Source organism: Streptomyces sp. 7R007 (assembly GCF_054850255.1).
Genome location: NZ_JBTWMV010000003.1, coordinates 319,981 through 342,954 on the forward strand (window position 1 = coordinate 319,981; position 22,974 = coordinate 342,954).

At 72.4% G+C, this 22,974-nt stretch carries 20 protein-coding genes; 6 read left to right on the top strand and 14 right to left on the bottom strand.

Annotated elements, in window-relative coordinates; all coding sequences use genetic code 11:
* Positions 1-14 precede the first annotated feature (14 nt).
* From ACYF6T_RS06470 to ACYF6T_RS06485, 4 genes are all read right to left on the bottom strand, one after another.
* Entirely contained in the window at positions 15-1,139 is a 1,125-nt protein-coding gene (locus ACYF6T_RS06470; protein WP_461694116.1) for a GuaB3 family IMP dehydrogenase-related protein, read from the bottom strand.
* A 106-nt stretch (positions 1,140-1,245) separates the two neighbouring features.
* Entirely contained in the window at positions 1,246-2,748 is a 1,503-nt protein-coding gene (guaB, locus tag ACYF6T_RS06475; protein ID WP_461694117.1) for an IMP dehydrogenase, read from the bottom strand.
* A gap of 154 nt (positions 2,749-2,902) precedes the next feature.
* Positions 2,903-3,490 carry a sigma-70 family RNA polymerase sigma factor gene (locus tag ACYF6T_RS06480; protein WP_356342397.1) on the bottom strand — a complete coding sequence of 196 codons (588 nt, stop codon included), beginning with the start codon at positions 3,488-3,490 and terminating at the stop codon, positions 2,903-2,905.
* Between the two features lie 321 nt (positions 3,491-3,811).
* Positions 3,812-4,423 (bottom strand): response regulator transcription factor, encoded by a 612-nt coding sequence (locus ACYF6T_RS06485; protein ID WP_003948568.1) that lies wholly within the window; start codon positions 4,421-4,423, stop codon positions 3,812-3,814.
* A 381-nt stretch (positions 4,424-4,804) separates the two neighbouring features.
* On the opposite strand from ACYF6T_RS06485, the gene ACYF6T_RS06490 reads away from it, so the two are divergent.
* Positions 4,805-5,134: a WhiB family transcriptional regulator gene (locus tag ACYF6T_RS06490; RefSeq protein ID WP_461694120.1), complete on the top strand. Its 330-nt coding sequence runs from the start codon at positions 4,805-4,807 to the stop codon at positions 5,132-5,134.
* A gap of 66 nt (positions 5,135-5,200) precedes the next feature.
* Here the strand turns inward: ACYF6T_RS06490 and ACYF6T_RS06495 are convergent, their stop codons facing one another.
* Positions 5,201-6,100 (bottom strand): LysR family transcriptional regulator, encoded by a 900-nt coding sequence (locus tag ACYF6T_RS06495; protein ID WP_461694122.1) that lies wholly within the window; start codon positions 6,098-6,100, stop codon positions 5,201-5,203.
* A gap of 102 nt (positions 6,101-6,202) precedes the next feature.
* Between ACYF6T_RS06495 and ACYF6T_RS06500 the strand changes: the two genes are divergently transcribed.
* Together ACYF6T_RS06500 and ACYF6T_RS06505 are read left to right on the top strand one after the other, a co-directional pair.
* Positions 6,203-6,919: an MOSC domain-containing protein gene (locus tag ACYF6T_RS06500; protein WP_461694124.1), complete on the top strand. Its 717-nt coding sequence runs from the start codon at positions 6,203-6,205 to the stop codon at positions 6,917-6,919.
* 13 nt (positions 6,920-6,932) lie between these two features.
* Positions 6,933-7,706: an SDR family NAD(P)-dependent oxidoreductase gene (locus ACYF6T_RS06505; RefSeq protein WP_461694125.1), complete on the top strand. Its 774-nt coding sequence runs from the start codon at positions 6,933-6,935 to the stop codon at positions 7,704-7,706.
* Here the strand turns inward: ACYF6T_RS06505 and ACYF6T_RS06510 are convergent.
* Positions 7,669-11,289, bottom strand: coding sequence for a hypothetical protein (locus ACYF6T_RS06510; RefSeq protein WP_461694127.1), 3,621 nt, complete (start codon positions 11,287-11,289; stop codon positions 7,669-7,671). The two genes, ACYF6T_RS06505 and ACYF6T_RS06510, sit on opposite strands and share 38 nt — an antisense overlap.
* 77 nt (positions 11,290-11,366) lie before the next feature.
* Here ACYF6T_RS06510 and ACYF6T_RS06515 point away from each other — a divergent pair, with 77 nt between their 5' ends.
* Positions 11,367-12,065 (top strand): ester cyclase, encoded by a 699-nt coding sequence (locus ACYF6T_RS06515; RefSeq protein ID WP_461694129.1) that lies wholly within the window; start codon positions 11,367-11,369, stop codon positions 12,063-12,065.
* A 62-nt stretch (positions 12,066-12,127) separates the two neighbouring features.
* Here the strand turns inward: ACYF6T_RS06515 and groL are convergent, their stop codons facing one another.
* The 4 genes from groL to ACYF6T_RS06535 all read right to left on the bottom strand — a co-directional run bounded on the left by groL (position 12,128) and on the right by ACYF6T_RS06535 (position 15,508).
* Entirely contained in the window at positions 12,128-13,753 is a 1,626-nt protein-coding gene (groL, locus tag ACYF6T_RS06520) for a chaperonin GroEL (protein ID WP_461694130.1), read from the bottom strand.
* 125 nt (positions 13,754-13,878) lie between these two features.
* The gene (gene groES / locus ACYF6T_RS06525; protein WP_055493212.1) at positions 13,879-14,187 is read right to left on the bottom strand and encodes a co-chaperone GroES; all 309 of its coding nucleotides are present in this window, start codon (positions 14,185-14,187) and stop codon (positions 13,879-13,881) included.
* Between the two features lie 146 nt (positions 14,188-14,333).
* On the bottom strand, positions 14,334-14,543 hold the full coding sequence (locus ACYF6T_RS06530) for a hypothetical protein (RefSeq protein ID WP_461694132.1): 210 nt from the start codon (positions 14,541-14,543) through the stop codon (positions 14,334-14,336).
* 8 nt (positions 14,544-14,551) lie between these two features.
* A complete protein-coding gene (locus ACYF6T_RS06535) occupies positions 14,552-15,508 on the bottom strand; it encodes a polysaccharide deacetylase family protein (protein WP_461694134.1) in 957 nt (318 codons plus the stop codon).
* A 90-nt stretch (positions 15,509-15,598) separates the two neighbouring features.
* Here ACYF6T_RS06535 and ACYF6T_RS06540 point away from each other — a divergent pair, with 90 nt between their 5' ends.
* Positions 15,599-16,792: a class I SAM-dependent methyltransferase gene (locus tag ACYF6T_RS06540; RefSeq protein WP_461694136.1), complete on the top strand. Its 1,194-nt coding sequence runs from the start codon at positions 15,599-15,601 to the stop codon at positions 16,790-16,792.
* On the opposite strand, the gene ACYF6T_RS06545 is transcribed toward ACYF6T_RS06540, so the two are convergent.
* The 3 genes from ACYF6T_RS06545 to ACYF6T_RS06555 form a co-directional block, all read right to left on the bottom strand.
* Complete coding sequence (locus tag ACYF6T_RS06545; RefSeq protein WP_461694138.1) at positions 16,770-18,803, bottom strand: cell wall-binding repeat-containing protein; 2,034 nt, start codon at positions 18,801-18,803, stop codon at positions 16,770-16,772. The two genes, ACYF6T_RS06540 and ACYF6T_RS06545, sit on opposite strands and share 23 nt — an antisense overlap.
* A 112-nt stretch (positions 18,804-18,915) precedes the next feature.
* On the bottom strand, positions 18,916-20,184 hold the full coding sequence (locus tag ACYF6T_RS06550; RefSeq protein ID WP_461694139.1) for an RNA polymerase sigma factor: 1,269 nt from the start codon (positions 20,182-20,184) through the stop codon (positions 18,916-18,918).
* A gap of 64 nt (positions 20,185-20,248) precedes the next feature.
* Complete coding sequence (locus ACYF6T_RS06555) at positions 20,249-20,605, bottom strand: YciI family protein (RefSeq protein WP_461694141.1); 357 nt, start codon at positions 20,603-20,605, stop codon at positions 20,249-20,251.
* A gap of 252 nt (positions 20,606-20,857) precedes the next feature.
* On the opposite strand from ACYF6T_RS06555, the gene ACYF6T_RS06560 reads away from it, so the two are divergent.
* Positions 20,858-21,787, top strand: a complete 930-nt coding sequence (locus ACYF6T_RS06560; RefSeq protein WP_461694142.1) for a hypothetical protein — start codon at positions 20,858-20,860, stop codon at positions 21,785-21,787.
* A 24-nt stretch (positions 21,788-21,811) separates the two neighbouring features.
* Here ACYF6T_RS06560 and ACYF6T_RS06565 read toward each other — a convergent pair whose 3' ends face one another.
* Entirely contained in the window at positions 21,812-22,876 is a 1,065-nt protein-coding gene (locus ACYF6T_RS06565) for an LCP family protein (protein WP_461694143.1), read from the bottom strand.
* Positions 22,877-22,974 lie beyond the last annotated feature (98 nt).

Consider the following 22,974-nt stretch of genomic DNA (forward strand, 5'->3'; position numbering starts at 1 on the left):
TCGCGCCGTACGGGCTACCGCTTGTGCTGCGAGTCCGCCACCGTCACCTCGACCCGCTGGAACTCCTTCAGCTCGCTGTAGCCCGTGGTGGCCATCGCGCGGCGCAGGGCGCCGAAGAGGTTCATGGAGCCGTCGGGGGTGTGCGAGGGGCCGGTGAGGACCTCCTCGATGGTGCCGACCGTGCCGAGGTCGACCTTCTTGCCGCGCGGCAGCTCCTCGTTCACCGCCTCCATGCCCCAGTGGTGGCCCCTGCCGGGCGCGTCCGTCGCGCGCGCGAGCGGCGAGCCCATCATCACCGCGTCGGCGCCGCAGGCGATCGCCTTGGGCAGGTCGCCGGACCAGCCCACGCCGCCGTCGGCGATCACGTGCACGTACCGGCCGCCGGACTCGTCCATGTAGTCCCGGCGGGCCGCGGCCACGTCGGCCACCGCCGTCGCCATCGGCACCTGGATGCCCAGGACGTTCCGCGTCGTGTGCGCCGCGCCGCCGCCGAAGCCGACCAGCACGCCCGCCGCGCCCGTGCGCATCAGGTGCAGGGCCGCCGTGTAGGTGGCGCAGCCGCCGACGATCACCGGGACGTCGAGCTCGTAGATGAACTGCTTCAGGTTCAGCGGCTCGTGCGAGCCGGAGACGTGCTCCGCCGAGACCGTCGTACCGCGGATGACGAAGATGTCCACGCCCGCATCCACGACCGCCTTGGAGAACTGCGCCGTGCGCTGCGGGGAGAGCGCCGCCGCCGTGACCACGCCGGAGTCGCGCACCTCCTTGATGCGCGCGCCGATCAGCTCCTCCTTGATGGGGGCCGCGTAGATCTCCTGGAGGCGGCGGGTGGCCGACTCGGCGGGCAGCTCGGTGATCTCGTCGAGCAGCGGCTGCGGGTCCTCGTAGCGGGTCCACAGTCCTTCGAGGTTGAGCACACCGAGGCCGCCGAGCTCGCCGATGCGGATCGCGGTGGCCGGGGAGACGACCGAGTCCATGGGGGCGGCCAGGAACGGCAGCTCGAAGCGGTAGGCGTCGATCTGCCAGGCGATCGAGACCTCCTTCGGGTCGCGCGTACGACGGCTGGGGACGACGGCGATGTCGTCGAAGGCGTACGCCCGGCGGCCGCGCTTGCCGCGCCCGATCTCGATCTCAGTCACGTCTGTGGCCTTTCCCTGATGCGTTGCAGCGTGTACCAGTATCGCCGACGGGTACGGCAAGGGCGGCCCCGGATGCTCCCGGGGCCGCCCTGTGCGCGCCTGCCGCCTACTTGCTGCTGTAGTTCGGCGCCTCGACCGTCATCTGGATGTCGTGCGGGTGGCTCTCCTTCAGGCCCGCCGAGGTGATGCGCACGAAGCGGCCCTTGGACTCCATCTCCTCGATGGTGGCCGCGCCCACGTACCCCATGGTCTGGCGCAGGCCGCCGACGAGCTGGTGCAGCACGTTGGCCAGCGGGCCGCGGTAGGGCACCTGGCCCTCGACGCCCTCGGGCACGAGCTTGTCGTCGGAGGAGACCTCGGCCTGGAAGTAGCGGTCCTTCGAGTACGACTTCGCCTGGCCGCGCGACTGCATGGCGCCGAGCGAGCCCATGCCGCGGTACGACTTGAACTGCTTGCCGTTGATGAACAGCAGCTCGCCCGGGGACTCCTCGCAGCCCGCGAGGAGCGAGCCCAGCATCACCGTGTCGGCGCCGGCGGCGAGGGCCTTGCCGATGTCGCCGGAGTACTGCAGGCCGCCGTCGCCGATGAGCGGGATGCCGGCCGGGCGGGCGGCGAGGGAGGCCTCGTAGATGGCGGTGACCTGCGGGACGCCGATGCCGGCGACGACACGGGTCGTGCAGATGGAGCCGGGGCCGACGCCGACCTTGATGCCGTCGACACCGGCGTCGATCAGGGCCTGGGCGCCGTCGCGGGTGGCGACGTTGCCGCCGATGACGTCGACGCTCACGGCCGACTTGATCTTCGACATCCAGCTGAGCGCGTTGCTGTTGTGGCCGTGCGAGGTGTCGACGACCAGGAAGTCCACACCGGCCTCGGCGAGCGCCTGGGCACGCTCCAGGGCCTCGGGGCTGGCGCCTACTGCGGCGCCGACGAGCAGGCGGCCCTCGGCGTCCTTGGCGGCGTTCGGGTACTTCTCGGCCTTGACGAAGTCCTTGACGGTGATCAGGCCCTTGAGGACGCCGTTGTCGTCGACCAGCGGGAGCTTCTCGATCTTGTGCTTGCGCAGCAGCTCCATGGCGTCCACGCCGGAGATGCCGACCTTGCCGGTGACCAGCGGCATCGGCGTCATGACCTCGCGCACCTGGCGGCTGCGGTCGGACTCGAAGGCCATGTCACGGTTGGTGACGATGCCGAGCAGCTTGCCGGCGGGGTCGGTGACGGGGACGCCGCTGATGCGGAACTTGGCGCACAGCGCGTCCGCCTCGGCGAGCGTGGCCTCCGGGTGCACGGTGATGGGGTCGGTGACCATGCCGGACTCGGACCGCTTGACCAGGTCGACCTGGTTGACCTGGTCCTCGATCGAGAGGTTGCGGTGCAGCACGCCGACGCCGCCGAGCCGGGCCATGGCGATGGCCATGCGGGACTCGGTCACCTTGTCCATCGCCGCCGACAGCAGCGGGATGTTGACCCGGACGTTGCGGGAGATGCGGGACGAGGTGTCGACCGCGTTGGGGAGGACCTCGGAGGCTCCCGGCAGCAGCAGCACGTCGTCGTAGGTCAGCCCGAGTGTCGCGAATTTACCGGGCACTCCGTCGACGTTTGCAGTCATGACACCTTCCCCAAATGGCCTTGATCGGTGCGGATGTCCATGCTAACGGGAAGCAGGGCCGTCGAATTCCACGGTTCCGCGTGACCCCGGGCTTCGTATGTTCGTACGGAAACCCCGAGCGGCCTGTTCAAGGAAGGCGCCGGCCGGGCGGGGCCTACTGCTCCGCCAGCGCCCGGAGCCGGCTCAGGGCCCGGTGCTGCGCCACCCGGACCGCGCCGGGTGACATTCCCAACATCTGTCCGGTCTCCTCGGCCGTCAGCCCCACCGCGATCCGCAGCAGGAGCAGCTCCCGCTGGTTCTCCGGCAGGTTGGCCAGGAGCTTCTTGGCCCATTCGGCGTCACTGCTGAGCAGCGCGCGCTCCTCCGGGCCCAGCGAGTCGTCGGGCCGCTCCGGCATCTCGTCGGACGGCACCGCGGTCGAGCCGGGGTGCCGCATCGCCGCCCGCTGGAGGTCGGCGACCTTGTGCGCGGCGATGGCGAAGACGAACGCCTCGAAGGGGCGGCCGGTGTCCCGGTAGCGCGGCAGGGCGAGCAGGACGGCGACGCAGACCTCCTGCGCCAGGTCCTCCACGAAGTGGCGCGCGTCGCCCGGCAGGCGGGACAGACGGGTGCGGCAGTAGCGCAGCGCCAGCGGGTGGACATGGGCGAGCAGGTCGTGCGTGGCCTGCTCGTCCCCGTCCACGGCGCGATGGACGAGTGCTCCGATCGCCCCTGCGGCGCCTGCCGCCTCGTCGTCGCGCATCGGTCCATGGTGCCTTGCGGCCGTACGGTCCGTGGCACCGCGTCCGATGTTGTGCACCGAAGCGTTATGAGCGGGTGCGGCGGAACTCATCCCCTGCGCCCTCCCCTTCCGCTCGACCGACTCGTCCCCGAGAGACTCCACATCTTCAAGGATGCGGCATCCGCGCCGAAACGAGCAGCGGGCACTCAGAGTGCCACGTGACCAGGGCCGCCGTCCGCGCCCCTCCGGGGGCGCGGGGCGACACGTTGTGCGGCTCCGTCGCGGGGGCGCGACCAGCCACGGACAACCCGCACCGAGCCGGCGGCCGAGACGACCGGGCGCTCAGCGCACCAGGCCCCACCGGAACCCGAGCGCCACCGCGTGCGCCCGGTCCGAGGCGCCCAGTTTCTTGAACAGCCGCCGGGCGTGCGTCTTCACGGTGTCCTCGGACAGGAACAGCTCCCGCCCGATCTCCGCGTTGGACCGGCCGTGGCTCATCCCTTCGAGCACCTGGATCTCACGCGCCGTGAGCGTCGGCGCCGCCCCCATCTCGGCGGACCGCAGCCGCCGCGGGGCCAGCCGCCAGGTCGGGTCGGCGAGCGCCTGCGTGACGGTCGCGCGCAACTCCGCGCGCGAGGCGTCCTTGTGCAGGTAGCCCCGGGCGCCCGCGGCGACCGCGAGGGCGACGCCGTCGAGGTCCTCGGCGACGGTGAGCATGATGATGCGCGCGCCGGGATCGGCGGACAGCAGCCGGCGCACGGTCTCGACGCCGCCCAGTCCGGGCATGCGCACGTCCATCAGGATCAGGTCCGAGCGGTCGGCGCCCCAGCGGCGGAGGACTTCCTCGCCGTTGGCCGCGGTCGTCACGCGCTCGACGCCGGGCACGGTCGCGACCGCGCGCCGGAGCGCCTCTCGGGCAAGCGGGGAGTCGTCGCAGACGAGGACGGATGTCATGGCCGCCCTCCGCAGCTGATGCACGTCACCTTGAGCCTCCAGGCTGGTACGAAATCGTCACCTGTGCGGTCGACCGTCTCGGACGCAAGCCCGAGCACTTGTTGTTTCAACCGCCTCCGCACTCTCAACGACGGTCACTCGAAAGAGTTACGGGGCCGTGTGCCATCTTCGGCACTCTACGTGAGGGGGCGGACACGGTGCAGACATGCGCGGCGGACCCTCAACGTTTCATCACAACCCATGCCCCATTTAGACCCTTTTCTTCCCATCTACTGGTGTCTGAGGCTAAATTCGCAATGAGTCATATTTTCATCTCCTTAGATCGGGGATGTACGGTCGTGGGCACCGTATCCGCCCAGAACGGCTACAAGGGGTCACGTAATGGCAGATTTCTCCCGCCTTCCCGGACCGAACGCGGACCTGTGGGACTGGCAGCTGCTGGCTGCCTGCCGCGGGGTGGACAGCTCGCTCTTCTTCCATCCGGAGGGCGAACGCGGCGCGGCCCGGAGCGCTCGTGAGAACTCGGCCAAGGAGGTCTGCATGAGGTGCCCCGTGCGCGCGCAGTGCGCGGCGCACGCGCTGGCGGTGAGAGAGCCGTACGGCGTCTGGGGCGGCCTGACCGAGGATGAGCGCGAAGAGCTCATGGGGCGGGCGCGCACCCGCCTGGTCACGGCGTCGGCGATGAGCGGAGACGGCGCCTCGAACACTTGAAGGAACGTTTCTTCACTCCTGGGACATGGGCACGCGCACGCGTGCCCATGCTTTTCCCGCGGCCGGCTACCGCCGTGCGGCGCGCGCCAGTTGCTCCAGCGTCGCCGCCACCGCCGGCACCTGGGCCAGGTCGGGCAGCGTGAGCGCGACGATCTCCCGGTGCACGGCCGGCTCCAGCGTCAGCACGCGCGCGTGGCGGGGCCGTACGGACTCGATGGCGAGCTGCGGCAGGACGGCCACGCCCAGACCGGCGCCCACCAGGCCGACGACGGCCGGGTAGTCGTCGGTCGCGAAGTCGATCCGCGGGGTGAACCCGGCAGCCTCGCAGACCTCCACCAACTGCCCTCTACAGCGCGGACATCCGGCGATCCACGGCTCGTCCGCGAGCTCCCCGATGGCCACGGACCCGGCGCCGGCGAGCCGGTGCCGCTCGGGCACCAGCCCGACCAGCCGGTCGCCCAGCAGCGGCCGTACGACGAGGTCGTCCCACTCCCCCTCGGCGCCCGCCGCCCCCTCGTACCGGAAGGCGAGCGCCACGTCGCACTCGCCCTCGCGCAGCATCTCGACGGACGCGGGCGGCTCGGCCTCCTCCAGGAAGACGCGGGTGCCGGGGTGGGCGGCGCGCAAGGCGGCGAGGGCAGTGGGCACGAGCGTCGAGCTGCCGCTGGGGAAGGAGACCAGCCGCACCCGGCCGGCCCGCAGGCCCGCGATGGCGGCGACCTCCTCCTCGGCGGCGGTGAGCCCGGCGAGGATGCCGCCCGCGTGCCGCACCAGCGCCTCGCCCGCCTGGGTGAGCCGCATCTCGCGCCCGCTGCGGACGAGCAGCGGCGTGCCCACGGACGCCTCCAGGGCCTTCATCTGCTGGCTGACGGCGGGCTGGGTGCAGCCGAGTTCCCGCCCGGCCGCCGAGAAGGAGCCGGTGGCGGCGACGGCGCGCAGAACGCGGAGGTGACGGGCTTCGAGCACGCGTCGAGGATACGTCGCGGACGCGTCGGCGATAAGAGATCCTTTGGTACGGCGCCGGAAAATGCGTGGCCGCTTTGGTGGTCGGTCGCCTACCGTGCGGCCATGAGGCTTCTGTCCGTCAATCTCGGCCGTCCGGCGTCCGTGCCCTACACGGACCAGCCGCAGGGGGTGACCGGGATCGACAAGCGGCCGGTGGACGGGCCGGTGCGGGTGGCCGCGCCCGGGCCCAAGGGGGTCGGCGCCGGCGGTCTGGCCGGGGACGCGGTGTGCGAGACGCGCCACCACGGCGGGGACGACCAGGCGGTGTACGCGGTGGCGCGCGAGGACCTCGACGCCTGGGAGCGCGAGCTGGGACGCCCGCTGCGCAACGGCGTGTTCGGGGAGAACCTCACCACCGAGGGTCTGGACGTCTCCGGCGCGCTGATCGGCGAGCGCTGGCGCGTCGGGCCGGACGTGGTGCTGGAGGTGACCTGCGGGCGCATCCCCTGCGCCACCTTCCAGGGCCACATGGGTGAGGGGAAGTGGGTGAAGCGGTTCACGCGGAAGGGTGCGCCGGGGGCGTATCTGCGGGTGATCGCGCCGGGGGAGATACGCGCCGGCGACCGCGTGGAGATCGTGCACCGGCCCGCTCACGAGGTGACGGTGGCCCTGCAGTTCCGTGCCGTGACGACCGAACGGACGCTGCTGCCACGGCTGTTGGCGGCAGCGGACGCGTTGCATCCGGAGGCGCTGCGGCAGGCGCGGGCGTATGGGGAGAGGCACGCCTCCCGGGGCGCCGGCAGCGCGCGCCCGGAGAGCGGACGCCCTTCCTCCGGGTAACTACGCTTGGGCCATGACAACGGCTCTGATTACGGGATCGACCGCGGGCATCGGCGCCGCGTTCGCACGGCGGCTGGCGGCGGACGGGCACAACCTGGTTCTGGTGGCACGGGACACCAAGCGGCTGCGCGAGCAGGCGACCGAACTGCACGACCGGCACGGCATCGAGGCGGAGGTGCTGACGGCGGACCTGGCGACGGACGACGGCATCGAGACGGTGGCCGCCCGCCTGTCCGACCGCAAGAACCCCGTCGACCTGCTGATCAACAACGCCGGCTTCGGCAACAAGGGCCGCTATCTCGACGTCCCCATGGCCGACGAGCTGAAGATGCTCAAGGTGCACTGCGAGGCGGTGCTGCGGCTGACGTCGGCGGCGACGGAGGCGATGCGGGAGCGGGGGCGCGGCGGGGTCGTCAACGTCGCGTCGGTCGCCGCGTTCGTGCCGCGTGGCACCTACGGGGCGTCCAAGGCGTGGGTCGTGCAGTTCACGCAGGGCGCGGCGAAGGACCTGGCGGGCAGCGGCGTGCGCCTGATGGTCCTGTGCCCCGGCTTCGTCCGCACGGAGTTCCACCAGCGCGCCGGCATGGGCACGGACAACATCCCCAACTGGATGTGGCTCGACGCGGACAAGCTGGTCGCCACGGCCCTGCACGACCTGGCCCGCGGCAAGACCCTGTCGGTCCCCGACCCCCGCTACAAGGCCCTGATGGGACTGGTGAAGGTGACGCCGCGGGGGTTGCTCGGGGGGATCAGCTCGCGGACGGGGCGGAAGTACGGGCCGCAGTAGGGCGGTCCATGCCGATGGGGCTGCGCCAGGTCGCGGTCGCCGTGGGGTCCGGGGTGACCGGGCCGCTCAGCGCCGCGACGACGACGGGCACGGTACGGGGCTCCAGACGCAGCAGGGCGGGAAGGGCCTGCGTCCAGGACACGTGCCGCAGCGCCTGGACGACCAGTGCGCGGGCCGTCGGTTCGTCGGCGAAGCGGGCGATCTCGGCGAGGGCCGCGCCCGCGGTGCTCTCGTCCGGGAGGATCCGGCGCGCGAGCCGTTCGGCCCTGCCGTACTCGCCCGCCTCGGCGAGCGCCTTGACCACCTCGGCCCGCGCGCCGGCCCGGGTCGCGGTGTCCTCGATCGCGTCGGCGACGCCCTCGGCCGCCTCGGGCCGGCCGACCAGGGCCAGGAGGCGTACGTAGCCGGGCACTTCGTCCAGGGGGATGCGGGCGTCCTCGTCGAAAAGGGCCGCGTCGAGCCGGTCCCGTGCGGCGTCCACCTGTCCGAGGGCGACCAGGGCCTCCACCACGGAGGCCGCCGCGTGCCAGGTCTCGGGGCCGTCGGTGTCGTCCGCCGCCTCGGCCGCCGCTCGGAGCAGCGTCCTCGCGGCGTCGTGCCGTTCCGTGTACGCGGCCACCTGAGCGAGCCGTGCCAGGGTCGCCGTCCGTTCCCGGGGGCCTTCCGTCTCCCGCACGGCCGCGAGGGCCGACGGGACGTCCCCCTTGAGCACCAGTCCGCGGGCGACCGCCGCCCGGACGGCGTCGACGCCGAGTCCGTCCGTGCAGCCGTCCAGCAGTGCCGCGGCCCGCTCGGTCTGCCCGGTGTCGGCGAGCGCCTCCGCCAGGGGGAACAGCACCGCCAGGTGACCGGGGGCCTCGTCGAGCATCGCCTCCAGGCGGTCGAACTCCCCTGCCCCGGCCAGCACTTCGCACCCGGCCATGAGGCACAGGTCCGCGGCGAAGTCGTTGTCGTGCCAGACGAGGACCTCCAGGCGGGCGAGCGTGGCCGGCTCGGAGGCCACGACGGCGGCCGCCTCACCGCCGTAGCCGGCCCGGTCGAGTGCCTTCAGCGCGTCCGCCAGTCTGAGCAGGTCGCCCAGCTCGGACACCGGGCCGCGGGCCTCCGCCTCCAGTTCGCGCAGGAGTTCCTCGGCGGCCCGCGCCTGTCCGCGCAGCGCCAGGGTCAGGGCCACCCGGGCCATCGAGCCGTCCATGAAGGGGTAGTCCGCGATGCCGCGGGCCAGGGCGACCGCGGTGTCCACCCGGTCCAGGCGCGCCCCCGCCTCGGCCAGGGCGACCATGACGCGGGCCCGCGCCGGTCCGTGCAGCAGGTCGTCGGCCCGGTCGGCGGCGTGCAGGAGGTCCCCCTGCGCCGCGGCCACCTCGGCGATCCGCGCCTGCGCCCACTCCGCCGCGTGCTCCCCGTCGGCCGTCAGCAGCAGCCGTTCGGCCTCCCGCAGCCGGCCCCGGCAGGCGAGCTGCGCGGCCAGGTCGGCCAGCGCCTCGTCGCCGGGTCCGGGCTCCACGATGCGGTCGAGCCAGGCCCGCGCCCGCTCGAACTCGCCACGCTCCGCCTCGGCGCGGACCAGCTTCGCGTACGCCCGGTCGCGAGCGACGACGCGCCCCACCGCCTCGGGAAGCCGGCCGGCGAGAGCGGTGGCGCGGCCCACTTCGCCCGCGTCCACGAGCGCCTCGACGACCGCCCACGGCGACTGCGGCCCGGCCGCCGCCAGGTCCGCCTCGACCGCCTCGACCGCCTCGTCGAGGAGACGCCCCGCGTTCTCCGGTCCGCTGGCGGAGGCCAGCGCGACCAGCGCCCATGCCCTGGAGCCGCCTGCCCGGAACGCGGACTCGGCCTCCTGGACGGCTCCGCGCCGGAGCCGGGCCGCGGCCAGTTCACCGAAGGCCACGGCCCGGTCCTCGGGCGCGGTGACGCGGTCGGCGGCCTGCCACGCCGGCTCGTACCGCTCCTCGGCGAGGTGGCGGCGCACGAGCGGCAGCAGGACGTCGTGCGCGTACGGCGGTGAGAGCGACTCCAGCAGCCGGGTGGCGCGAGCGCACTGGCCCGCCTCGATCAGGGCGAGGCACAGCCGCTGGGTCGTCCGCTCGCGGTCGTCCGCCTTGCCGATGAGCCCCGCGGACACCTGGGCGTCCGTCAGCAGGACCAGCGCGCGCTCCGTCTCCCCGGCCGCCGCGAGCCGGCCCGCGACCGCCATCAGCGCCTCGGCCCGGTCCTCGGGGTCGGCCTTGCTGTACGCGAGGGCCTGGGCGCGGTTGACCTGGCCCAGGACCGCCCAGGCCGCCGCCACGGCGTGGGCGATGCGGGCGCTGCGGCCGGCGAGTTCGTCGCGGTGCATGGCCAGGCGCAGCGCGGTCGTGAGGTCGGCCTGCCCGCCGCGTTCGACGAGGGCCTCCTGCGCCGCCCGGATCTCGTCCAGTGCCGCCGCGTCCCCGCCGGTGACGTCGAGCATCCGTTCATGCCGTGGGGCGTCCAGGGCGCAGGCCACCATCCGGTCCAGGTCGCCCGTCGCCCGCAGCAGGGGGAAGTACCCCCGCAGCAGGTACTCCGGGGTGCTCCCGGGCCAGCCGCGGTCCCGCCACTCGTCCGCCCAGGCGTGCAACCGCCCCCGGTGACGGGCCAGTTCGGCCGGGCCGAGGAGGTCCTCCGCCTGGGCCTGCAGTTCCTCGTGGGCCAGCAGGTAGACGTCGCCGCGGACGGCGAAGACCTGCCCGGCCCGGGCGCACAGCACCTCGCGCACCCTGGTGCCGCCGGTCAGCGCGGTCAGGTCGGGGACGGCCAGGCCGCCGCCCGCGGCGGTGACGAGCGCGAGCAGGTCGTGTTCGAGTCCGCCGGCCTCGGTCAGCCGCTTGAGCTGGCGGTCGGCGTCGGTGCGGATCACCTGGGCGGCCGGCGACCGCCGCAGCAGTACGGCCTCGGCGTGCCGGAGCGGATGGTCGGGCGGGACGTCCGCCGGGAGCGGGGGGTGCAGGCGGCTCGCGACCACGACCCGCATGCCGTGCTCAAGGCGGCCGGGCAGCAGGCTCGCGATGCTGTGCGAGTCCGAGCGGGTGGTCACCCCGCGGTCCTCGTCCAGGCCGTCGACGATCAGGACCAGCCGCCTGCCGCGCCCGGCGCAGGCCCGTGCCGCCTCCCGGTACATGCGCCGCAGATGCGCTTCGCGGGTCGCCTCCGTCAGGTAGGCGGGAAGGCCCTCGCCGATCAGCTCGGCGAGCTGTTCCAGTACGACGTCGACGTAAGCGACGACGTCGTTCTGCGCGGCCAGCCGGGCCGTCACGAAGAAGGGCACGAGGCACACGTCCGGCGGTGGGTTCAGGGCGAACCAGGACAGCAGCGCGGTCTTGCCCGCCCAGGCCCCGGCCCGCCACCAGGCGTACGCGGGGCCGGAGTCGGCGGTGCAGAAGGCGGCGAGGGCGTCCAGCTCGTCCTCGCGGTCGTCGAGCCGGGCCGGCGCGATCAGCCGGACGTGCTCCCAGTAGGCCGAGCGCACCGCCGGTGCCGCCGTGATCCGGTTGTTGTCGCCCGTGACGGCCAGAGCGATGTCACCGCCCGCCGAGACGGACCGCTGCCCCCGCTCCCGCATGGCCTCATCATGCCAAAAGGCCGACAATGAACGGGGGTGTTCGACCGGACCCAGGGGGGCCGGAGGCGACGGATGCCATGACTTTCGTACAGCTCATCGACTGCAGGACCAGCCGCTTCGACGACATGAACCGGCTGATGGACACATGGGTCGAGCAGACCAAGGGGAAGCGGACGGCGACGCACGCGGTGGTCGGGAAGGACCACTCCGACGCGTCGCACTTCATCGAGATCGTGGAGTTCCCGTCGTACGAGGAGGCGATGCGCAACTCGCAGCTTCCGGAGACCGACAAGATCTTCCAGGAGATGGTCGCCCTGTGCGACGGGATGCCGACGTTCACGGATCTCGACGTCGTGCGGGACGACCAGTTGAACGCGGCGACCGTGCGGACGCTGCTCACGCGGATGGCCGCGGAGGGGGACACGCCGGACTTCGACGATCTGGTCGCCGACGACTACCGCGACCACGACCCGGCCAAGGACGAGGTCGAGATCGGGCGGGAGGGGTTCCTGCGGGACCTGGAGATGTGGCGCGGCTCGTTCGACTTCGCGTTCACCGTGGACGATCTGATCACCCAGGAGGACCGGGTCTGTGCGCGGTTCACCTGGCGCGGCACGCAGAAGGCCGAGTTCATGGGCGTCCCGTCGTCCGGGGACACGGTCACCATGACCGGGATGATCATCTTCCGGTTCGATGCGGACGGGCGGGTCTGCGAGGCCTGGTGGGAGTACGACCGGGCCGGGCTGATGGAGCAGCTGGGGGTGCTCGGCGAGTAGCGGCCGCGGGGTACGCGAAGGCCCGGCACCCCGAGGGGCGCCGGGCCTCGTGTCGGCCTGGGTCAGTGGGCGTGGCCGTGGCCGTGGCCCGCGGCGGCCGGCTCTTCCTCTTCCTTCTTCTCGACGACCAGGGTCTCGGTCGTGAGCAGGAGGGAGGCGATGGAGGCGGCGTTCTCCAGCGCGGAGCGGGTGACCTTGACCGGGTCGATGACGCCGGCCTTGATCAGGTCGCCGTACTCGCCGGTCGCGGCGTTGAAGCCCTGGCCCTTGTCGAGCTCGGCGACCTTGGAGGTGATGACGTAGCCCTCCAGGCCGGCGTTCTCGGCGATCCAGCGCAGCGGCTCGACGACCGCGCGGCGCACGACGGTGACACCGGTGGCCTCGTCGCCGGTCTTGTCGAGGTTGCCCTCCAGGACCTTGGCGGCGTGGACCAGAGCCGAGCCACCACCGGAGACGATGCCCTCCTCGACCGCGGCGCGGGTCGCGGAGATGGCGTCCTCCAGACGGTGCTTCTTCTCCTTCAGCTCCACCTCGGTGGCGGCGCCGACCTTGATCACGCACACGCCGCCGGCCAGCTTGGCGAGGCGCTCCTGGAGCTTCTCGCGGTCCCAGTCGGAGTCGGTGGTCTCGATCTCGGCCTTGATCTGGGCGACGCGACCCTGGACGTCCTCGGAGTTGCCGGCGCCGTCCACGATCGTGGTGTCGTCCTTGGTGACCGTCACGCGGCGGGCGGTGCCCAGCACGTCCAGGCCGACCTGGTCGAGCTTGAGGCCGACCTCCTCGGAGACGACGGTGGCGCCGGTGAGGATCGCCATGTCCTGGAGCATCGCCTTGCGGCGGTCGCCGAAGCCGGGGGCCTTGACCGCGACCGCGTTGAAGGTGCCGCGGATCTTGTTGACGACCAGCGTGGACAGGGCCTCGCCCTCGACGTCCTCGGCGATGATCAGCAGCGGCTTGGAGGAGTTGGCCTGGATGACCTTCTCCAGCAGCGGCAGCAGGTCGGCGATGGAGGAGATCTTGCCCTGGTTGATCAGGATGTAGGGCTCGTCGAGGACGGCCTCCATGCGCTCCTGGTCCGTCACGAAGTACGGCGACAGGTAGCCCTTGTCGAAGGCCATGCCCTCGGTGAAGTCCAGCTCCAGGCCGAAGGTGTTGGACTCCTCGACGGTGATGACACCGTCCTTGCCGACCTTGTCCATCGCCTCGGCGATCAGCTCGCCGACCTGCTGGTCCTGGGCGGACAGCGCGGCCACGGCGGCGATGTCGGACTTCTCGTCGATCGGGCGGGCGGAGGAGAGCAGGTCCTCGGAGACCGCGGCGACGGCGGCGTCGATGCCCTTCTTCAGGGCGGCCGGGGAGGCACCCGCGGCGACGTTCTTCAGGCCCTCGCGCACCAGCGCCTGGGCGAGCACGGTGGCGGTGGTGGTGCCGTCACCCGCGATGTCGTTGGTCTTGGTCGCCACCTCCTTCACCAGCTGCGCGCCGAGGTTCTCGTACGGGTCCTCGACCTCGACCTCACGGGCGATGGTGACACCGTCGTTGGTGATGGTGGGGGCGCCGAACTTCTTGTCGATGACGACGTTGCGGCCCTTGGGGCCGATCGTCACCTTCACCGTGTCGGCCAGCTTGTTGACGCCACGCTCAAGGGCGCGACGGGCGTCCTCGTCGAACTTCAGGATCTTCGCCATGACAGCGGGAGCCCTCTCGGAAATCTGTGGGTTCTCAGAAACGGCACTGCGCCCCGGGCGCCCGGCTTCTTAAGTGGTCGCGGGGGCCAGGGGCGCAGCTGGAAGCAAGGTGCTGGAGGTGGGGCTTACTTCTCGATGATCGCGAGGACGTCGCGAGCCGAGAGGACGAGGTACTCCTCGCCGTTGTACTTCACCTCGGTGCCGCCGTACTTGCTGTACAGCACGATGTCGCCGGTCTTGACGTCGAGCGGCAGGCGCTCGCCGTTCTCGAAGCGGCCCGGGCCCACGGCCAGGACGACGCCCTCCTGGGGCTTCTCCTTGGCGGTGTCCGGGATGACCAGGCCAGAGGCCGTGGTCTGCTCGGCGTCCAGCGGCTGGACCACGATGCGGTCCTCGAGCGGCTTGATGGCAACCTTGGAGCTGGCGGTCGTCACGATCCGACCTCCCCCTTCGGAGATCTCACGGGGTTAACTGTCTGAGGTGGCGACCAGGTCGATCCGTCGTCGCGGGTGCCGGACCTGCCCGTCGCTGTGTTGGCACTCTCCGGTGTCGAGTGCCAGAGCCGAGACTATGACCACCGTTAGCACTCGGTCAAGCGGAGTGCCAATGCCGACGGGCGCGTCGGTCCCGCGCCGTGCACCGCGCCCCGGGCGTCCCCGTGCCGAACGTGCCGCAGGACCCGCTGGGCCGCCTTCCTGCCCAGCCGTTCGATCGGGTCGACGGACTGGGTGCAGCCGGTGAGGAGCACGGCGGCCGCCAGCAGCCCGGCCGCCGGGGCGCGCCGTCTCACGCGCCGCCTCACAGGTAGTCCTCCAGCCGGGCCACCGCGTACCCCTCGGCCGTCACCCTGTCGAGGAACCGGCGCATGTCGTCGACCATCGTGCCCTTCCACTCGTCCCGGCCCCGGAAGTGGGTGAGGACGATGTCGCCGGGGTGCAGGTCCCGGTCGTCCTCGCGGTACTCCCAGTGGTCGACGAAGACCTCCTCGTCCCAGATCGGCGCGTAGCGGATGCCGCACGCCTTGGCGGCGCGCAGGGTGTCCTGGTTGTAGTCGCCGTAGGGCGGGCGGAAGACGGTGGGGCGCTTGCCGTAGCGCTTCTCGATCACGTCCTGCATGCCGCAGATCTCGCGCTTCTGCTGCCGGTAGGACAGGCCCGGGAGGTAGGGGTGGTGGAGGGTGTGGTTGTTCAGGACGACCCCGGCGGACTGCATCCTCGCGAAGTAGGCGTAGTCGTCCTTGATCAGGAAGTCGCTGAGGAAGGCCGTGTACGGGATGCGCAGGTCGCTCATCATCCGCAGGAACGCGCGGTCCTTCTCGGCGCCGTCGTCGATGGTGAGAAAGACGACCTTCTGCCGGGTGGGGACGGTGGTGAAGACCGGCGGGAGGTCCAGCTCCTCCTGGCCGTCCACCTCGAAGCCCTTGCGCGCGGTGATCCGCGGCTTCACGGCGGGCGGCGCGGGGGCGGTCAGGGGCACCTGCTTCAGGCCCCAGTGCCGGGCGGCGGCGGCCCGTGCGGTGAGGGCGGTGTGCAGGCGGGTGGCGTAGGAGTCGAGGGCGCGGGCTGCGGGCGCCTTCAGGGCCTGCTGGCCGGGGGCGGGGCGCACCGGGTCGTCCGCGCCCCGCGCGCAGCCGGAGGCGATGGCGGCGACGGCGAGCACGGCGATTCCGCCACGGACTCGCAGTGCCCGGGATGCTCCGGTCCGGCCATTCCCCCGCGATGACCTGTTTTTGTCATTTTGTACTACTGCTCGCATGGTGCCGGATCTTCGCAGTACGCCGCCCGGGATCCGCCCCGACACCGCGGCGGCGGGCGCACCGTCCACCGACTGGCCCACAATGACCCGGTGAACGACCTCGCCCCCCTCCTCACCCCCGAAGGCCGCGCCCTCCTCGACGAGGTGCGCGCCACCGCCCCGGCCGACGAGCTCGCCGTCGCCACCCGGCTGCGCCGCGAGCACCCCGCCGAGCTGGTGTCGGCGGCCCTGGGGCAGGCGCGGCTGCGGCAGCGGGCGGCGGCGAAGTTCGGCGCCGAGGACGCCGGGCGGATGTACTTCACGCCCAACGGGGTGGAGCAGTCGACGCGGGCGAGCGTCGCCGCGTACCGGGCGCGGCGCCTGCGCGCCCTCGGCGTCCGCTCGGTCGCGGACCTGTGCTGCGGGATCGGCGGAGACGCCATCGCGTTCGCCCGGGCCGGCATCCGGGTGCTGGCGGTGGACCGGGACCCGCTGACCGCGGCGGCGGCCCGGGCGAACGCCGAGGCGCTGGGGCTGGCCGACCTGATCGAGGTGCGGGAGGCGGACGTCACCGACGTCGACGCCTCCTCCTGCGACGCCGTGTTCGTCGACCCGGCCCGGCGCGGCGGCCGCGGCCGCGTCTTCGACCCCGAGGCCTACTCCCCGCCCCTGTCCTGGGCCGTCGAGACCGCCCGCACGGCCTCCCGCGCCGCCGCGCTGAAGGTCGCGCCCGGCATCCCGCACGAGGCCGTGCCCGCCGACGCCGGAGCCGAGTGGATCTCGGACGGCGGGGACGTGAAGGAGGCGGTGCTGTGGTTCGGGACGGAACCGGGGACGGTGCGCGCCACCCTGCTGCCGGGGCCGCGCACCCTGCTCGGCAGGGGCCTCCCCGATCCGCACGTCCGCCCCGTCGGACGGTACCTGTACGAGCCCGACGGCGCCGTCATCCGGGCCCACCTGGTCGCCGAGGTGGCCGAGGAGCTGGACGGCGGGCTGATCGACCCCACCATCGCCTACGTCACCTGCGACGCCCCGCGCCCGACGCCGTACGCCACCGCCTACGAGATCACCGACCAACTCCCCTTCAACCTCAAGAAGTTGAAGGCGCTGCTGCGTGAACGCGCGGTCGGCACGCTGACCGTGAAGAAGCGCGGGTCGGCCGTGGAGCCGGAGGAACTGCGCCGCAAGGCGCTGCCGAAGCCGCACGGGCCCAACGCGGTGACCGTGTTCCTGACCCGCGTCGCGGGGGCGCCGGCGATGCTGGTCGGCGCCCCCGCCGCCGCTACTGGCGGTGGGCCGTCCTGAGCGGGCCCAGGCGCGGTTCGCCCGCCACGGGGCCGGACCTGGTGGCCGGGGAGCCGGGTCCGGCGGGCTCGGCGGCGCCGTCCGTGCGCGCGGACAGGGCGCTCGGGGCGGTGGCGGCGACGCCGTCGTAGTACGGCAGGTACACGAACTGGCTGCCGTTCGCGCTGATCGCCGCGCCGGCCGTGTTCAGCGCGCCCGCGGTGACCGAGCCGGTCGGGCCGAAGGCGACGGCGGCCTGCGTGCCCGCGGACTCGCGCAGCAGGTAGCTCTTGACCTCGTCGGACAGGGCGGGCCGGGAGGTCCAGACGACGGGCGCGTAGATGTTCATCGCCGCGCCCGCGGAGACGCCGTCGCGCCAGGAGCCGGTGTAGGCGAGGGCGACCTGGCTCGGCGTGGTCCACCAGAACCTGGCGACGGCCACCGACAGGCCCTCGTTGGTGCTCGCCGTGATCGGGTAGTAGTAGTACGTCTTCGGCCAGTTGGCGAAGGACGTGTGCGTGAGCGCGTACTTCGCCGCCGAACCGACCGGGATCACCATGGTCTTGTCCGGGTCGAGCCCGTTGAGGTACGACTTCACGGCCGAGGTCAGCTTGGTGCCGTTGGTCAGGACCAGGCCGCCCGCGCTGGCGGTGCCGTCGGCGCCGGCCGCCGCGGCCGCGGGAAGGGCCGCCTTGTAGTCGGTGCCGTCGGCGAGGAAGACGTACTCGGGCGCCGTGGTGACCGCCTTGGCCACCTTCACCGAGGTCTCGTAACGGTCCACGCCGGACAGCCGCTTGGGCACGTAACCGAGCGTCTTGAGCTGCGCGGAGACGGTGGTGCCGAGGAGGGACGTGCCGCCGGTCATCCAGACCGTCGCGCCCTTCTTCAGCATGCGCTTGAGCTCGTTCTTCACCGCCGTCGACAGCCCGCTCCTCGGGGTCATCAGCACCGGGCCCCGCTTCTTGCCGGCCAGGGCGGGCGCGGTGAGCGCGTAGGCGGTGGAGTCCTGGTTGACCAGCACCGCGGACTTGGCGTCCAGCAGGCCCGGCTCGCTCTGGCCGAGCGTGTTCCAGCTCCAGCGGGAGGCGGCGATGGAGGTGGCGTGGCTGTCGGCGCCCCACACCCGGGCGGTGGTGTTCTTGCGCAGCGGCTGCCAGCTGGGGTTGCCGCCCGACGGTTCGGCCGTGACCTGGGTGAGCGCGCCGGTGGTGACGTCGGCGTACTCGGTGGTGTGCGTGTCGGCGGTCTCGGTGGAGACGCGGACGTCGAAGACGATCCGGGTGCCGGTGGGCGACCAGGACGGGTTGGCGTACTCGCGCGCGTCCGTGGTGAGCTGCCTGACGTCGGTGCCGTCGGCGTTCGCCGTGAAGACGTGGCCGCCGCGCACGAAGGCCAGCCGGGTGCCGTCCGGCGACCAGGCGGGCTGTGCGGCGTCGGTGAGCACGCGCTTGACCGTCCGCGTGGACGACTCGTAGACGTACACCCCGGGCGTGGCCGAGCAGTTGCTGCCCTGGCGCTCGAAGGCGACCAGGCCCGAGACGCTCACCGACGGCTCGGTGTCGCAGACGGTGGACGGCTCCAGGGAGCTGGTCAGCAGCGGGCCGGGCGCCCAGGAGCCGTCGGAGGGGCCGTAGGCGAGCTGGCCGCCGGTCGAGAAGACGACGTAGCGGCCGCTCCAGCCGAAGGTCAGGTCCTGGTAGGCGGCGCTGGAGCGCATGCCCTCCGCGCGGGGCAGGGTGATCTTCGCGGAGCCGCCGGCGCGGAAGCTGGAGATCTGGCCCGAGCTGGTGATCAGCCGGCTGCCGTCCGGCGCCCAGGCGGCGTACGTGCCGCTGACGCCCGGGATCACCGTGCGCGCGCCGGTGGCCGGGTCGAGCAGGAGGCCGCCGTCCATCAGGATCTTCCCCTCGGTGCCCGGCCAGGGCCCCGCGTCGTCGGCGGCGGCTCCCGGCGCGGTCGCCAGGGTGCCGGTCGCGGCGAGCACCGCCGCGGTGGCGAGCGCCGCGGCACGGCGGCGCGTGAACAGTCTCAAGTTGTCGACCCCCCATGGTCTGCACAGGCCCCGCACAGGGGCTGGGTCACTGTAGTGGCCAACGAGACGCGGGGAGAACGGAGTTACGGGTGAACAGTGGGCCACCTCCGGGTTACGCGCCGCACTCCCGCGCCCGGCCCAGGAGCAGCTCCCGCTCCCGCTCGTTGCGGGCGAGCCCGGCCGCCCTGACGAACTCCTCGCGCGCCTGGGCCGTACGGCCGAGCCGGGCGAGCAGGTCGCCGCGGACGCTGGGCAGCAAGTGGTAGTCGCGCAGGGCGGGTTCGGCGGCGAGGGCGTCGACGATCTCCAGCGCGGGGCCCGGTCCCTCCGTCATCGACACGGCGACCGCGCGGTTGAGCTCGACGACCGGGGAGGGGGCGCGGGCGGCGAGCAGCCCGTACAGGGTGGCGATGCTCGCCCAGTCGGTCTCCTCGTAGGTGTACGCGTGCGCGTGGCAGGCGGCGATGGCGGCCTGCAGGGCGTACGGGCCGGGGGCGCCGGTGGCGGTGGCCTCGGCGCGGTGCAGTGCGGCGATGCCGCGGGCGATGAGCATGCGGTTCCAGCGGCGGCGGTTCTGGTCCCGCAGCAGCACGGGCTCGCCGTGCGGGCCGGTGCGGGCGGCGGCGCGGGAGGCCTGGAACTCCAGCAGCGAGATCAGGCCGTGCACCTCGGGCTCCTTGGGCATCAGGGAGCCGAGCACCCGGGCCAGCCGCAGCGCGTCCTCGCACAGCGCGGGGCGCAGCCAGTCGTCGCCGGCCGTGGCGGCGTACCCCTCGTTGAAGATCAGGTAGATGACGTCGAGGACGGAGCCGAGCCGGGCCTCGCGGTCCGGGCCGTAGGGGACCTCGAAGGCGACGTTCCGTTTCGCGAGCGTCCGCTTGGCGCGGACGATGCGCTGGGCGACGGTGGCCTCGGGGGTGAGGAAGGCGCGGGCGATCTCGGGTGTGGTCAGCCCGCCCAGCAGCCGCAGGGTGAGGGCGGTGCGGGCCTCGGCGGACAGCACCGGGTGACAGGCGGTGAAGACGAGCCGGAGCAGGTCGTCGTCGATGTCGTCGGGGTCGGCGGGCTCCTCGGGCGGAGCGGCGGTCTCCAGGCTGCGGCCGATCTCCGCGAGCTTGCGGGCGTAGTTCTCCCGCCGCCGGATCAGGTCGACGGCGCGGTGGCGGGCGGTGGCCATGAGCCAGGCGCCCGGGTTGCCGGGCACGCCGTCGCGGGGCCACTGCTCCAGGGCGGCGACCAGCGCGTCCTGCGCGAGCTCCTCGGCGATGCCGACGTCGCGGACGATGCGGGTGACGGCGGCGATGATGCGGGGCGACTCGATGCGGAAGACGGTGTCGACGGCGTGGCGGGAATCGGCCTCGATGGAGGGCTGTGTGCTCACAGCCCTCCATTCGACACCGTCAGGGGCCCGCGGCCAAGCGGTGGCGGCTCGGGAAAGGGGGGGCTCAGCCCTCCTCGATCTCCCGCACCTCGCAGGTGACCTGCCACTCCTCGCCGTGCACCTTCAGGAACCGGGAGGCCCACTCCAGGGCCTCCGCCTTGTCCTTGCACTGCATGATCGCGTAGCCGCCGACGACCTCCTTGGCCTCGGTGAACGGCCCGTCGGTGACCGTGACCTGCCGGCCGTCCCAGTGCACCCGGGTCCCCTGCGCGGACGGGGTGAGCCCGGCGGTGTCCAGCATGACGCCGGCCTTGGTGATCTCCTCGATCAGCTCGCCCATGCGCTGCATCAGCTCGGGGCTGGGGCCGCCGGCGGGGGTGTTGTTCTCGTCGAGACGGACGAGGGAGAGATAGCGGGGCATGGTGACTCCTCGATCGGTTCGTTCGGGCCGGCTCTTCCGGCCTCTCACCTGTGCGTCGATCGAGACCCCACCGAATCGACAACCTCATCGGATTTCCCCGAGGATTTTTTCTCACGTGCCGCCACTCCAGGCTCACCAGGGGGCGCGCCGGCCGCGGCGGCGCACGTCCACCACCCCGCACGCGCCCTGTGCGGCCACACTTCCTCTTCAGTACGTTCACAGGACCTGTCATCGCACGAAGGGAGCGTGGCGATGAGCATCGACAAGCCGGGCGGGTCCGACGCCGAGCGGGATCACCCCGGCCACGGGGAGACAAAGGACCGGCACCTGGAGCGTCGCATCACGGAGCCGATGGACCTGCAGTCCAGGCTGAACGAGCGGAACGACCGGCTGAGGCGTTCCCTCGAAGCGGCCCGCAGCGCGCGGAACACGGCCGAGGTCATGCCGTCCAAGGTCGCCGCAGTCGTCGCGGCTCTCGTCGACCTCACCTTGGTGGCCAGGAACGAGGCGTTCCAGGAGAACCGCATGGCCTACGCCTTGCGGTTCGACAAGCAATCGACCGACCGGCCGCCTCCCACCGAGGCGGACCGGATCGCGTATCGCAACGCCCGTGGCGACCTGCTCGACGCGGCCGAGCAGCTGATGAAGGAGTTGCGGGCGCACCACTTCCGTGACGACGCGCTCCAGAGGGCCCTGTGCGGAGTACCCGGACCGGACGAAGGCGAGGTCTCTCCCGTCGAGAAGGCCGTCACTCTGGGGTTCGAGATCGCCTCGTACGTCTCCCTGCGAGGCGCCGACGCCGAGGCGTGGGCACGCAAGGGGCTCTCGGAGGCCGCGCGCGGCTCGGAGTTCGAGGCCGCCGTCAAGGTGGGCCAGTATCTGATGGGCCCGTCACCCCTCACGCTGGCGAACGACGTCACCAGCGTCGTCGGAGAGGCCGTCAGGGGCATCAACGAGCAGCGGCTGCAGCGCTGCGTGACGCGGGTCTCGGAAGCGATCGAGAAGGTCAGTACCGTCGAGCACCCCGACGCGCAGAAGAGCGTCTCGCCGCTGAAGGGGCGCCGCCCGCTCTTCGCCCCTCTGGCCGAGCCGCCCGCGAACCTCCTGCCGCCGCCCGAGCCCCCTTCGCGCGAGCACCCCGGCATCAAGGGGCCGTCGGCTCCGGGACTGGGTGGGTTCTGAGCGGGCCGCGGCGCGCACGGGTGCTCAGCCCAGCGACTCCCACAGTTCGCTCGCCGCCGGTTCCTTCGTCACCACCCGGTTCGGGTCGGACGGGGCCGGGACGACCGGCATCATGACCGTTTTCACGTTGTCGGCCGTCAGGCCCTCCAGGCTGCGGCCCAGCCGCACGAGCTTCGCCAGGGAGTCGAGGCCCGTGTCGGTGGTGAGGCTGTTGGTGACCGCGTTCGCGACCGTGTAGAGCCGGGCGGGGTCGGTGAGCAGGTCGGTGTGGGAGATCTGGGTGAGCAGGGCCTTGACCAGCTTCTGCTGCAGACCGATGCGGCCCAGGTCGCTGCCGTCGCCTATGCCGTGCCGGGTGCGGGCCAGGGCGAGGGCCTGCTTGCCGTCGAGGTGGTGGGTGCCGGCCGCCAGGTGCAGGTGGCTGTCGTCGTCGTCGATGTCCTGGTCGGTGGTGACGGTGACCCCGCCGAGCGCGTCGACCAGCTTCGCGAATCCGGAGAAGTCGATCTCGATGTAGTGGTCCATGCGGATGCCGGTGAGGGACTCGACCGTCTTCACCGCGCACACCGGACCGCCGATGGAATAGGCGCTGTTGAACATCGAGTTGTACGCCACCGCCGTGGAACCCCCGGACGACAGCGGGCAGGACGGGCGGGTGACGAGGGTGTCGCGCGGGATGCTGACCACGGTGGCGTGCCGGCGGCCCGCGTCGACGTGCACGACCATCGCCGTGTCGGAGCGGGCACCCGAACTGCTGCCCCCGCCGAGCGCCTTGTTCTCCTTGCCGCTGCGCGAGTCCGAGCCGAGGACCAGGATGTTCATCGCACTGGTGGGCAGCGGGTCGGCGGAGGCGGACGCGGAGGCCGTCGGGCTCGGTGTGGAGACCGTCTTGGCCGGGCGGTCGTCGCCGAGCGCCGCGTCGATGTCGACGCTCTTGATGTTGTTGTTCAGGTGCCAGTACGCCCAGCCCGCCGCCGCGACGCCCAGGACGAGCGTGCCCGCCAGGGTGAGGCCGACGACCTTCAGCGCGCGCGAGCGCCGCCGGCCCCTGGGTCTGCCCGCGTCGTCCTTCTCCTCGTGTCCCGTCACGGACAGGAACGTAAGTGTGAATTATTAGGGGATTGTTAGGAGGAGAGCCGTGAGGCGGTTTTCTTCGGAAAATCTCACGCTTCTCACGACGGGGCGAC